Here is a 13,252-nt window from a genome sequence, read left to right on the forward strand (position 1 = left end):
CATGACCCCATGCCCGACACGACGACGATGACCACGGCCGCGCTCGAGCACCGGGTCCGTGACCTGGGACTCGCCGAGCAGGGCCGGCACCAGATCCGCCTGGCGGAGCACGAGATGCCCGGCCTCATGGCGCTGCGCGAGCGCTTCGGCGCCGAGCAGCCGCTCGCGGGGGCCCGCATCGCCGGGTCGCTGCACATGACCGTGCAGACCGCGGTGCTCATCGAGACCCTCGTCGCCCTCGGGGCGCAGGTGCGGTGGGCCTCCTGCAACATCTTCTCCACGCAGGACGAGGCGGCCGCCGCCGTCGTCGTCGGCCCGCAGGGCACCCCCGAGGACCCGCAGGGCGTCCCGGTCTTCGCCTGGAAGGGCGAGACGCTGGAGGACTACTGGGCGTGCACGACCCAGATCATGCTGTGGCCCGACGGGGAGGGCCCCAACCTCATCCTCGACGACGGCGGTGACGCGACGCTGCTCGTGCTCAAGGGCCGGGAGTGGGAGCGGCAGGGTGCGGTGCCGAGCCCGCAGGAGGAGGACCCGGAGGAGTGGCGGGTCATCCTCGAGACGGTCCGCGCATCCCTGACGCAGGACCCGCAGCGGTGGACCCGGGTCGCCGAGGGCGTCCGCGGGGTCTCGGAGGAGACCACGACGGGCGTGCACCGGCTCTACCAGCTGCACGAGGCCGGTGAGCTGCTGTTCCCCGCGATCAACGTCAACGACGCGGTGACCAAGAGCAAGTTCGACAACACCTACGGCTGCCGGCACAGCCTCATCGACGGCATCAACCGCGCGACCGACGTGCTCATCGGCGGCAAGGTCGCCGTCGTCTGCGGCTACGGCGACGTCGGCAAGGGCTGCGCCGAGGCGCTGCGCGGCCAGGGCGCCCGCGTCATCGTCACCGAGATCGACCCCATCTGTGCGCTCCAGGCCGCGATGGACGGCTACCAGGTCGCCCGCCTCGAGGACGTCGTGTCCTCCGCCGACTTCGTCATCACCGCGACGGGGTGCAAGGACGTCGTCACGGTCGAGCACATGAGGGCGATGAAGGACAAGGCGGTCCTGGGCAACATCGGCCACTTCGACAACGAGATCGACATGGCCGGGCTCGCCCGGGTGCCGGACGTGCAGCGGGTCGAGATCAAGCCCCAGGTCCACGAGTGGAGCTTCGCCGAGGGCCGCTCGATCATCGTGCTGTCCGAAGGACGTCTGCTCAACCTCGGCAACGCCACCGGACACCCCAGCTTCGTCATGTCCGCGAGCTTCGCCAACCAGGTGCTCGCCCAGATCGAGCTGCACACCCGCCTGGACGCCTACCCGCTCGGGGTGCACACCCTGCGCAAGGAGCTCGACGAGGAGGTCGCGCGGCTGCACCTGGCCTCGGTCGCGGCCCACCTGACCGAGCTGACCAAGGAGCAGGCCAGCTACCTCGGGGTCGACGTGGCCGGCCCCTACAAGCCCGAGCACTACCGCTACTGATCCCGGTGCAGGGGCACAGACGCAGGAGGAACCCGTGAGCGCTCGAGTACTCGTGGTCGACGACGACCAGGCCTTGGCCGAGATGCTCGGCATCGTGCTGCGCAAGGAGGGCTACGAGGTCGCCACCTGCGCCGACGGAGGTCGCGCCATGCCGATGTTCCGAGAGTTCCGTCCCGACCTGGTCCTGCTCGACGTCATGCTGCCCTCCAAGGACGGCATCGAGGTATGCCGTGAGCTGCGCGGCGAGTCCGGCGTCCCCGTGGTGATGCTCACCGCGCGCACCGACACCAAGGACGTCGTGCTCGGCCTGGAGGCCGGGGCCGACGACTACGTCGTCAAGCCGTTCAAGCCCCAGGAGCTCCTCGCGCGCATCCGGGCCCGGTTGCGGCGCACCGACACCGGCGACGACACGCGGCTCCAGGTGGGTGACGTCCAGATCGACGTCGCCGGGCACGAGGTCACCCGGGCCGGGGAGCAGATCCCCCTGACCCCGCTGGAGTTCGACCTGCTCGTGGCCCTGGCGAGCAAGCCCACCCAGGTCTTCGACCGCGAGTCCCTGCTGGAGCAGGTCTGGGGCTACCGTCACGCCGGCGACACGCGGCTGGTCAACGTGCACGTCCAGCGGCTCCGCAGCAAGATCGAGAAGGACCCCGAGAACCCCCAGATCGTGGTGACGGTGCGTGGCGTCGGATACAAGGCCGGGCACCCCTGACCCGGTCGCCACCGGTCGGCACCTGCTGACCTGGTGGCGAGGGTCGCTGCGGGCGCGGGTGATCACCTCGACGGTGCTGCTCGGCTCGTTGCTGGCCATCCTGCTCGGCAGCCTGCTCTACCAGCAGGTGTCCCGCGGCCTGGTGGAGCAGGCGATCGACAGCGCCGAACGGGACGCCTCCCAGCAGGTCGCCAACGCCCAGCAGGCCTTCGACTCCACGGACCGTCGTGACGACAGCGGGCTGCGCGGGCTGGCCGAGGAGCAGATCCAGTCGATGAGCGGCCCCTCGGCCGAGGACGGCCGGCGCGTGCACCTGCTCCCCGCGCTCGGCAACGACAGCGGGGTGGTGGAGCGGATGGCCACCGGCGTCGCCGCCGAGGACATCCCCGTCTCCCTGCAGGAGGCGATCGCCGCCGACCCGGCCAACCAGCAGGTCCTCGTGACGCCGGTGTCGCTCGGCGAGGGGCAGGACCGGGCGACCGCGGTGGTCGTGGGCTCGCGGGTGTCGTTGCTGCGGGCCGGTCCTTACGACCTGGTGCTCGTCTATCCGCTGCTGCGCGAGCAGGAGACCCTCGACCTCGTCCGCCAGCTGTTCCTGCTCGGTGGCCTCGGCCTGGTCGCGCTCGTCGTCGGCCTCGCGCTGCTGGCGACCCGGATGGTCACCCGTCCGGTCGAGGAGGTGGCGAAGGCCTCCCAGGAGGTCGCGCAGGGGCACCTGGACGAGCGGCTGCCCGTCGTCGGCAACGACGAGATCGCCCAGCTCGCGACCTCCTTCAACACCATGGCCGACTCCATCCAGCACCAGATCCGCGAGCTGCGCTCGCTGTCCCAGCTGCAGCAGCGCTTCGTCTCCGACGTCTCCCACGAGCTGCGGACCCCGCTCACGACGATGCGGATGGCCGGCGACGTGCTCCACGCCTCGCGCGAGGACTTCACCGCCCCGGTCGCACGCTCCGCCGAGCTGCTCGACCAGGAGATGGACCGTTTCGAGGACCTCCTCGCCGAGCTCCTGGAGATCAGCCGGTTCGACTCCGGCGCGGTGACGGTCGAGCGGCACGAGGAGGACATCCTGCCGACGGTCCGGGCCGCGGTGCAGGGGGTGGAGACCCTCGCCGCCAAGGTCGGCACCCTCCTGCGGCTGCACCTCCCGGACGAGCGGGTCGAGGTCTGCATGGACGGGCGCCGGATCTCCCGCATCCTGCGCAACCTGCTCACCAATGCCGTCGAGCACGGCGAGGGCCGACCGGTCGACGTCACGGTGGCCTGCACCCCCCAGGTGGTCGCCGTCAGCGTCCGCGACCACGGGATCGGGCTGACCGAGGAGCAGCGGCACCAGGTCTTCGACCGGTTCTGGCGCGCCGACCCGGCCCGCACCCGGACCACCGGGGGCACGGGGCTGGGGCTCGCGATCGCCGTGGAGGACGCGCGCGTCCACGGCGGCTGGCTCCAGGTCGGCAGCGAGCCGGGTCGTGGGGCGTGCCTCCGCCTCGTGCTGCCCCGCACGCATACCTATGTCATCGCCGAGGAACCACCACCGGTGCCGGCCGACCGCGACCTCGACGGCAGAGCCACCGACGGCGTCGTGCCCCCGGTCGTGCTGGCGCTGGCCACGAGGGAGGACGACTGATGCGACGTCACCTGCTCGCGGCGCTCGCCGCCGTGACCCTGGTCGTGACCGCCTGCTCCGGTCAGCTGCCGACCACCCCGGAGCCGCGGGCCGGCCTCCCGGTCTCCCAGCAGTCCGAGCGGGAGGTCGAGCGGCTGCTGCCGCCCGCCCCGCAGGACGCCGGGCCGGTGGAGATCGTCGAGGGCTTCCTGCGCGCCAACGAAGGCTTCGCCAGCGACGACGACGTCTCCCGCACCTACCTCACCTCCGAGCTCGCCAACAGCTGGGTGCCCACCGCGGCGGTCATGGTCTACGGCGGCGACGCCACGGTCAGCCTCACCGACGACGACGAGGTGAGCGTCCAGCTCGAGGTCATCGGCCGGCTCGACGCCGACGGGCGGCTCACCGAGCAGGTGCCGCAGACGTCCACGCAGACCTTCGGGCTCACCGAGGTGGACGGCGCGACCCGGATCAGCACCTTCCCCGACGACGCCGGGCTGTGGCTCTCCGACACCGCCTTCGAGCGCGCCTTCCGACCGACGGTCCTGTCCTACCTCAACGCCCAGCGCGACGTCTTCGTCCCCGAGCTGCGGTGGCTGGCCGACAGCGAGGGGTTGCCGACCGCCATCACGCGCGCCCAGCTCGCGCCCCTGCCGCCCCACCTGGAGGGGGCCCTGACCACCGCGGCGACCGAGGAGGTGCGGCTCGCGACCCCGGCCGTGCCGGTCGACCCCTCGACCCTCGTCGCGACCGTCAACCTCCAGGGGGCCACCCTGGCCCAGGACGACAGCCGGGCCGACGACCTCAGCAGCCAGCTGGCCCACAGCCTCCTGGGGCTGTCCTCGGTCGCGGGGGTGGACGTGCAGGTGGCGGGTCGGTCGCTGCCGCTGGAGGGCGTCGAGGGTCCGATCACCGGCGCCACGGAGCTGCCCTACACCGAGGTGGAGCGCGAGGTGGCGCAGGTCCTGCTGCGGGTCGGCGAGCAGCTCACCGTGGCCGACCCCTCGCAGTACGCCCTGCGCGACCTGGAGCCGGCGGAGGACGTCGAGCTGCCGGGTGTCGAGCTGCGCTGGACCGGGTTGGCCGTGACGGAGGACCTCGAGGACCTCGCGGCGGTGTCGGTGGACGGCGCCGCCTTCCGCCGGTGGCGCGGCGAGCAGGTCCACACCAACGAGGGCATCGGTGACGATCTCACCCCGCCGGGCGTCGACCCGCAGGGTGCCTTCTGGCTCGGGGGCATCCATCGCAGCAGCCGGACGCCTCGGGTCTGGGTGGTCGACGAGACCCGGCTGGACGCCGTGGCGCGGCCGGTGGAGGCCGACTGGCTGGAGGCGGAGGACCGGATCGAGCGGGTGGCGATCTCCCCGGACGGCAGCCGGGTGGTCATGGTCGTCCGGCAGACCGTCGGGCAGGACGCCCAGGAACCGCCGCCGCACCGCCTGCTGCTCAGCGGGATCGTGCGGGATGCCTCGGGTCGTCCGCGCGAGCTGACGGCCCCCCTGCCCCTGGTGCCGCACCTGCGTGACGTCGTCGCGGCCCACTGGAGCGCCGCGGGGGAGCTCGTCATCGTGGGACAGCGGCAGGACGACACCGAGCCCCAGCCCTTCCGGCTGGAGCTCGGTGGGTGGCTGCAGCACCTGGGGTCGCTCCCCGGGCTCGTCGACGCGGTGCCGGTCCCACGCGCCACCGGGGTGCAGGTCATCGCCCGCACCGAGGACGGCGGGGTCTACGTGCCGGAGGGGCAGAGCGGGTGGCAGCCGGTCCGCAACGGTGACCAGGTGGTCGTCCCCGGGGACTGAGCCCTCCTGTGGACAGCCGCCGGTGACGCCCGCACGGTGCGAGGCTGGGGTATGCCGTGGCGACCGGGGGAGGACCTGCGCGCGCTGGTGGAGCTCGTGGCCCCGGCGCAGTGCCCCGGGTGCGGACGCGAGGGGTCACGCCTGTGCCGGTGGTGCGCCGCGGAGCTGGGAGGCGGGAGCCCCCGCCTCTGGCGTCCCACGCCGTGCCCGGCCGGGTTCCCGCCGACGTGGTCGGGCCCGGCCTACGACGGCGCGGTGCGGGGGATCGTGGTGGCGTGGAAGGAGCAGGACCGGGTGGACCTCGGCCCGGCTCTGGCCGTCGTCCTGCGCGCAGCGCTCGTGGCCGCGATCGAGGCCTCGCCGGAGCATCGGGAGGCGGTCCGCTCCGGTCGGCCGGTGGCCGTGGTGCCGGCGCCCTCGGCGCGGGCGAGCACCCGCTCGCGGGGGCGCTCGCCGGTGCGCGAGCTCGCCCTCAGGGCCTCAGGATCGCCCCGTGCGGTGGTCGGTGCCCTGGTCCTGGCCCGCGCCGTCCAGGACCAGGCGGGACTGTCCGCCGGGGCCAGGGCGGCCAACCTCGGCGGCGCGGTGCGGGTCCGCCCCGGCCTCGGGGACGCCCTCGAGGGGGTCCCGTGCGTCGTCGTCGACGACGTCGTCACGACCGGGGCGACCCTCGTCGAGTGCGCCCGGGCCCTGCGTGCCGCAGGGTCCGGGGGCGTGGTCGCGGCGACCGTCGCGGCGACCGCACGGCGCGACCGGACCGACCCGAGGGTGTCCCCTATCGCCGGAGGGTGAGGCGGACTAGTGTGGGTCCATGGAGCACCTCGCGAGCAGACGTGAGGGGGTGAGGCCGGACGAGAGCAGGCGCCGCTATCGACGCCATACCCCACACAACCCCGTCGTGCATGGAGGACTTTGATGGAACTCACCGTGACCGGTCGCAAGAGAGACGTGCCCGAGCGCTTCCGCCGCCACATCGAGGACAAGCTCGACAAGATCCCACAGCTGGCCCCACGGGTCCGCCGCACCGAGGTGGTGCTGACCCACGAGGCCAACCCCCGGCAGGCCAAGGAGGCCGAGCGGTGCGAGATCACCTGCTACGTGCACCGCACCGTCGTCCGGGCGGAGGCGGCCGCGGACGAGGACTACGCCGCGCTCGACCTCGCCATGGGCAAGCTCACCGAGCGGCTGCGGCGGCTGGGTGACAAGCGACGCGTCTCCCACACCGGCAAGCACCGGCTCCCCTCCGTCGCCGAGGCGACCTTCGGGCTGCCGACCGAGCCGCTGGCCCCCGACGACGACGGCGCCGACCGGCCCGAGCGCAGCCCCGAGGAGGCGGTCGACGAGGCTCTGCAGACGCGTGGCAACAGCCCGATCGAGATCCGCGAGAAGGTCCACGCCTCCCCGCCGATGACCGTGGGTGAGGCCCTGTCGCAGATGGAGCTGGTGGGTCACGAGTTCTTCCTCTTCCACGACGCCGACGCCGACCGGCCGAGCGTGGTCTACCGCCGCCGAGGCTGGTCCTACGGTGTCCTGCGGCTCGATCGCGCCGAGACCGAGGGTGAGGAGCCGGTCGACCGGGCCGGAGCGCCTGCCGCGGCCGTCGCCTCCTGAAGCGACCTCTCCGCCTCACCGGGCCGGCCCCGGAGACACCCGCTGAGGGTGGCTCCGGGGCCGGTCTGTCGGGGGCACCTGGCAGGCTGAGCCACGTGCTGACCCTCACCCAGGCCCAGGCCGCCCGCATCGCCCTCGCCGCCCAGGGCTTCGGTCGCGCCCGGCCCGCCGACCCGGGCACCCGCCAGCTCGTGGGTGTCCTCGACCGGCTCGGGGTCGTCCAGATCGACAGCGTCAACGTGCTCACCCGCAGCCACTACCTCCCGTTCTTCTCCCGGCTGGGCCGCTACGACAGCACCCTGCTCGACCGGCTCCGCGACGGCTCGGGCGTCCGGGGCAGGGCGCGGGCGGGCCGCCGCATGGTCGAGTGCTGGGCGCACGAGGCCTCTCTCGTCCCGCTGGCGACGTGGCCGCTGCTCGGCTTCCGGATGCGTCGCCCACGCACCCTGGCCTGGCGCGAGGAGCTGCGCGGGCAGCACCCCGGTCTCCTCGACGCCGTCGCCGAGGTGGTCGACGAGCACGGCCCGCTCACCGCCCGTGAGGTGGAGGTGCACCTGCCGCACGGCGCCGGTCGCCGCAGCGACCCCTGGGGGTGGAACTGGTCGGCCGTCAAGACCTCCCTGGAGTGCCTCTTCGAGACCGGTGAGGTCACCAGCGCCGGACGCACCAGCCAGTTCGAGCGGCTGTATGCCCCGACCGACCGGGTGCTGCCGCCGGAGGTCCTGCGTCGCGCACCCGGTGAGCCGGACGCGCCCGGTCAGCACGAGTCCGTGGTCGAGCTGCTCGCGATCTCCTTGCGGGCGCACGGCCTGGGCAGCGCCCGCTGCCTCGGCGACTACTTCCGGGTGCGCGGGCCGAGGGTGCTCGCGGGGCTGGAGACCCTCGAGGCGCAGGGGAGGGCCGAGCGGGTGCAGGTGCGCGGCTGGGACCGCCCGGTCTGGCTGGACCCGCAGGCGCGCCGGCCGCGACGGGTGGAGGGCGCCGCCCTGCTCAGCCCCTTCGACTCCCTCATCTGGCAGCGCGAGCGCGTCGAGCAGCTCTGGGGCTTCCGCTACCGCCTGGAGATCTACGTCCCAGCCCCGCAACGGGTGCACGGCTACTACGTCCTGCCCTTCCTGCTCGACGAGCGGCTCGTGGGCCGGGTCGACCTCAAGGCGGACCGCGAGGTCGGCGTGCTCCGGGCCCGGGCCGTCCACTGGGAGCCGGGCACCGACGTGGCCCACGCCGCTCCGCGGCTGGTCACCGAGCTGGAGACGATGGCCGGCTGGCTCGGCCTGGGGAGGGTGGACCTCCCGGCGGGGTGAGCGTCGGCGACCGGGAGCTCGCCGGTCGCCGGGTGGCGCGGCGACGACTCGCGAACCGCCGGGTGGCGTTGCCACGGCTCGCTGGGCGCCGGGCCGCAGGTCTGCGGGTGGCGCAGCAGCGACTCGCGGGCCGACGGGCCGCTCTCAGCCCCGCCTGCCGGGCCGCCCTCACTCGCGGGTGGGCATCTCCTGCGTGAGCAGGTCGAAGCGCACCAGGTCGTCCACGCTGCCGTCGCGCAGGGTCTCGGCCTGACGGTCCCGGCCCACCTCGCGGAGTCCGGCCGCGAGTGCGACGCGCTGGCTCGCGAGGTTGCTGCCCGCTGCCCGCAGCCAGACCCGCGGCAGGCCCAGGCCCTGCTCCGAGACCGGGGCGACGGCATACCTGATGACCGCGCGCACCGCCGCCGTGCTCACCCCACGGCCACGCGCGTCCGGGTGAGCCCAGTAGCCGAGCTCCCCGGGCGCCTCAGAGGCCGTCGATGCGCTCAGGCTGACCGCCCCCAGCACCCGATCATCGGCGGCGTCCGCCACGGCCCAGGTGCGGCGAACGCCGCGCTCGACGGCGGTGGCGCAGGTCTCCATGAACGCCTCAGCCTCCGGCTGGCCGTAAGGGGCAGGCAGTTCGGGAAGGTACTGCTGGGTGAGCGGATCGTTGACCGCCTCGACGATCCGGTCGGCGTCACCCGAGCGCCAGGGGCGCAGCACCAGCCCGGCCGACCGGAGCGTGGGCAGCACCTCACCGGCGGTGGCGAGCGGCTCCTGCGCCGATGGGGCGGGGGGCGGGTCCTCCGGCTGCCCCTGCTCGTCCAGGAGCAGGGCGAAGCGGGAGGTGGCATACCTCTGGCCCCCGGCCTCGTAGACGCACGACGCGGGTTCGGTGACTGTCCACCGGAAGCCGGCCCGCACGAGCGCGCGGTGGGAGGCGGTGTTGCGCTCGTCGGTCTGCGCGGCGATCCGGTGCACGCCGAGCTCGGCCGCGGCATACCGGGTGACGAGCCGCAACGCCTGGGTCATCGCGCCTCGACCGCGCCCGGCCGGGAGCAACCAGTAGCCCACCTCGCAGCAGCCGCGGGCGAAGGGGTCCTGCAGGTCGAAGAGCGAGATCGAGCCGAGCGCCGCGTCCGAGCGGCCGTCGGCGATGCACCAGGTGAGGCCATGCCCGAGCAGCGCCGACTCGTGCCGTGACCTCGTCCAGGCGCTCACGGCCTCCTCGCCGACGCCTGGCAGGATCGGGCCGACGAACGCACGGGCCACGTCGTCCACCGACACCAGGGCGGCGGTGTCGTCGACATCCGCGCGCCAGGGCCGCAGGCGGATGTCGCCGTCCTCCTCGCCGAGCACCGGGATCTCCCGCCACAGGTATGCCGGTTCGCGCGGCTCGTCGCGGTGCAGCGTCGCGAGCCACCCGTCGTGCGGCGCGGTGTCCTCGCCCCACCCGGGCAGCAGTCCTCTGACCTGCACCGGCACCGAGAAGCCCAGCCGCCATGCGACCCGGCGGGAGGCCCAGTTGCCGACCTCGGCCCGCCAGCGCGCCAGGACGATGCCGTCCTCGTCGAAGGCGTGGTCGAGGGCCAGGCCGAGCGCCCGGGTGGCGACCCCTCGACCACGGTGGTCCGGGTGGACGGCATACCCGACCTCGGCCGCGCCGTGGCCGTCCGGGCGGTACTCCACGGTCCCGGCCGGGAGCCATACCGTGCCCTCGCCGTCGTCGCCGTCCTCGCCGTGCTGCTCGGTGACCTCGACCACCCACCGGCGGGGGGTCCAGGGCTGCGTCCGCTCCCAGCCCTCCTGGGCCACCGCGATCGCCGAACGCGCCGTGCTCTCGTCGCGGACGGGCACCGCGTCGCCCCACCGCCGGGTCTGCTCGTCCCGGCCCAGCTGCACCAGCATCGGCACGTGCTCCGGCCCCGGCGGGACGATCCGCAGCCCCGTGCTGCGGCGCACCGGCCCCGCGCTCGATGCGGCATCCTCAGCCATGCCCGTTAGCCTAGACGGGTGCCGAACCTGTTCGAGAAGATGCTGCGCGCCGGAGAGAAGTCCGCGCTGCGCCGCCTGGAGACCGTCGCCAAGCAGGTCAACGCCCTCGAGGAGGACTTCGAGGGCCTGTCCGACGCCGAGCTGCGTGAGGAGACCGACCGGTTCAAGGCTAGGCTGGCCGACGGACAGTCCCTGGACCAGCTGCTGCCGGAGGCCTTCGCCGCCGTCCGCGAGGCCAGCAAGCGCACCATCGGCAAGCGTCACTTCGACGTGCAGATCATGGGTGGCGCGGCGATGCACCAGGGCAACGTCGCCGAGATGCGCACCGGTGAGGGCAAGACGCTCGTCGCGACGCTGCCGTCCTACCTCAACGCCCTCACCGGCCGTGGCGTGCACGTCATCACGACCAACGACTACCTCGCGCAGTACCAGTCCGAGCTCATGGGCCGCGTGCACCGCGCGCTGGGCCTGGAGACCGGGTGCATCCTGTCCTCGATGACGCCGGCGCAGCGTCGCGAGCAGTACGCCATGGACATCACCTACGGGACCAACAACGAGTTCGGGTTCGACTACCTGCGCGACAACATGGCGACCTCGCTCAAGGACCTCGTGCAGCGCGAGCACCAGTTCGCCATCGTCGACGAGGTCGACTCGATCCTCATCGACGAGGCCCGCACGCCGCTCATCATCTCCGGGCCCGCCGACCAGGCGACCAAGTGGTACATGGAGTTCTCCAAGGTCGTCCGCCGCCTGGAGCGGGGGGAGGCGGCCGACCCGCTGCGCGGCATCGAGTCCACCGGCGACTACGAGGTCGACGAGAAGAAGAAGACGGTCGGGGTGCTCGAGCGGGGCATCGAGAAGGTCGAGGACTACCTCGGCATCGACAACCTCTACGAGTCGGCCAACACCCCACTCATCGGCTACCTCAACAACGCGATCAAGGCCCGCGAGCTGTTCTCCCGCGACAAGGACTACGTCGTCATGGACGGCCAGGTGATGATCGTCGACGAGCACACCGGGCGCATCCTGCCGGGGCGCCGCTACAACGAGGGCATGCACCAGGCGATCGAGGCCAAGGAGGGGGTGGAGATCAAGAACGAGAACCAGACCCTGGCCACGGTGACGCTGCAGAACTACTTCCGGATGTACGACAAGCTCGCCGGGATGACGGGCACGGCCCAGACCGAGGCTGCCGAGCTCCACCAGATCTACAAGGTGGGCGTGCTGTCCATCCCCACCAACAAGCCGATGGTCCGCCAGGACCGCTCCGACCTCGTCTACCGCACCGAGGAGGCGAAGTTCACCGCGGTCGTCGACGACATCGTCGAGCGCCACCGCGCCGGGCAGCCCGTCCTCGTCGGCACCACCTCGGTCGCCAAGTCGGAGTACCTCTCCGACCAGCTCCGCCGCCGCGGGGTCAAGCACGAGGTCCTCAACGCCAAGCACCACGAGCGGGAGGCCTCCATCGTCGCCGAGGCGGGCCGCAAGGGCGCCGTGACGGTGTCGACCAACATGGCTGGCCGCGGCACCGACATCATGCTCGGCGGCAACTCCGAGTTCCGGGCCGTCGCCGCGCTGCAGGCGCGGGGTCTGGACCCGCACGAGACCCCGGAGGAGTATGAGGCGGCCTGGGACGACGCGCTGGCGCAGGCCGAGGCCTCGGTGCAGGCCGAGCACGAGGAGGTCACCGAGCTCGGTGGGCTCTACGTCCTCGGGACCGAGCGGCACGAGTCCCGCCGGATCGACAACCAGCTGCGTGGTCGTGCGGGCCGTCAGGGTGACCCGGGGGAGTCGCGGTTCTACCTCTCCCTCCAGGACGACCTCATGCGGATGTTCAACGCCGCCCTGGTCGACCGGGTCATGTCCACCTCGGGCATCCAGGACGACGTGCCGATCGAGTCCAAGATCGTCTCCCGGTCCATCGCCAGCGCCCAGAGCCAGGTCGAGGCCCAGCACTTCGAGACCCGCAAGAACGTCCTCAAGTACGACGACGTCCTCAACCGCCAGCGCGAGGTCATCTATGCCGAGCGCCGCCGGGTGCTCGAGGGCGAGGACCTCCACGAGCAGGTGCGCCACTTCGTCAACGACGTCGTCGCCGACTACGTCACCAGCGCCGGCGGTGCCGGTCTGGCCGACGGCATCGACCTCGAGACCCTGTGGTCGGACCTGCGCGACGTCTATCCGGTCGGGCTGACGATCGAGCACGTCGTGCAGCGGGCCGGCAGCCGGGCGGGCGTGACCACCGACCTGCTGGTCGAGGAGTTCACGAGCGATGCCCAGCACGCCTACGACGAGCGTGAGGCCGAGCTCGGCGAGGAGGTCATGCGCGACGTGGAGCGTCGGGTCGTCCTCCAGGTGCTGGACCGCAAGTGGCGCGAGCACCTCTACGAGATGGACTACCTCAAGGAGGGCATCGGCCTGCGGGCGATGGCCCAGCGCGAGCCGCTCGTGGAGTACCAGCGGGAGGGTTACCAGCTCTTCCAGGCCGTGATGGAGGCCATCAAGGAGGAGTCGGTCCGCTTCCTCTTCCGGGCCGAGGTCTCACCGGCGTCGCAGCCGACCCAGCAGGGTCAGCCGAAGCAGGGGCTGACCTTCCTCGCTCCCGGCGAGGGCGGCCAGGCGCAGACCAGCGCGGTCCGGGCCGACGGCAGCCACAGCGATCCGCCGGAGGGCGGGTCGTCCGACGGCGGGCAGGGCAACCGCGCCCAGCGTCGCGCGGCGGCCCAGCGCGGCGGCAGCTGAACCACTCTCACCGGCCGCTGCGCCGACT

Annotated in this window: 9 protein-coding genes; 8 read left to right on the forward strand and 1 reads right to left on the reverse strand. The window is 72.8% G+C overall.

The features are described from left to right. The first annotated feature begins 9 nt into the window (after positions 1–9). From ahcY to FA582_RS04690, 7 genes are all read left to right on the forward strand, one after another. Positions 10–1,473: an adenosylhomocysteinase gene (ahcY, locus tag FA582_RS04660; protein WP_237707551.1), complete on the forward strand. Its 1,464-nt coding sequence runs from the start codon at positions 10–12 to the stop codon at positions 1,471–1,473. Positions 1,474–1,507: 34 nt separating this feature from the next. Continuing rightward, positions 1,508–2,185, forward strand: a complete 678-nt coding sequence (mtrA, locus tag FA582_RS04665) for an MtrAB system response regulator MtrA (protein WP_010148775.1) — start codon at positions 1,508–1,510, stop codon at positions 2,183–2,185. Next, complete coding sequence (mtrB, locus tag FA582_RS04670; RefSeq protein ID WP_051125219.1) at positions 2,154–3,812, forward strand: MtrAB system histidine kinase MtrB; 1,659 nt, start codon at positions 2,154–2,156, stop codon at positions 3,810–3,812. The genes mtrA and mtrB overlap by 32 nt, the downstream gene beginning before the upstream one ends. After that, positions 3,812–5,590, forward strand: a complete 1,779-nt coding sequence (locus tag FA582_RS04675) for an LpqB family beta-propeller domain-containing protein (protein ID WP_010148773.1) — start codon at positions 3,812–3,814, stop codon at positions 5,588–5,590. Before mtrB ends, FA582_RS04675 begins: the two co-directional genes overlap by 1 nt. Positions 5,591–5,641: 51 nt before the next feature. Then, positions 5,642–6,382: a ComF family protein gene (locus FA582_RS04680; protein WP_010148772.1), complete on the forward strand. Its 741-nt coding sequence runs from the start codon at positions 5,642–5,644 to the stop codon at positions 6,380–6,382. A 123-nt stretch (positions 6,383–6,505) separates the two neighbouring features. Further along, positions 6,506–7,201 (forward strand): ribosome hibernation-promoting factor, HPF/YfiA family, encoded by a 696-nt coding sequence (gene hpf, locus FA582_RS04685; protein WP_010148771.1) that lies wholly within the window; start codon positions 6,506–6,508, stop codon positions 7,199–7,201. 95 nt (positions 7,202–7,296) lie between these two features. Further along, entirely contained in the window at positions 7,297–8,505 is a 1,209-nt protein-coding gene (locus tag FA582_RS04690; protein WP_010148770.1) for a winged helix-turn-helix domain-containing protein, read from the forward strand. A 168-nt stretch (positions 8,506–8,673) separates the two neighbouring features. Here the strand turns inward: FA582_RS04690 and FA582_RS04695 are convergent, their stop codons facing one another. Further along, on the reverse strand, positions 8,674–10,482 hold the full coding sequence (locus tag FA582_RS04695; protein ID WP_010148769.1) for a GNAT family N-acetyltransferase: 1,809 nt from the start codon (positions 10,480–10,482) through the stop codon (positions 8,674–8,676). Between the two features lie 18 nt (positions 10,483–10,500). Between FA582_RS04695 and secA the strand changes: the two genes are divergently transcribed. Continuing rightward, positions 10,501–13,224 carry a preprotein translocase subunit SecA gene (secA, locus tag FA582_RS04700; protein WP_010148767.1) on the forward strand — a complete coding sequence of 908 codons (2,724 nt, stop codon included), beginning with the start codon at positions 10,501–10,503 and terminating at the stop codon, positions 13,222–13,224. Positions 13,225–13,252: the final 28 nt, after the last annotated feature.

Source organism: Serinicoccus profundi, assembly GCF_008001015.1.
Lineage (GTDB): Bacteria > Actinomycetota > Actinomycetes > Actinomycetales > Dermatophilaceae > Ornithinicoccus > Ornithinicoccus profundi.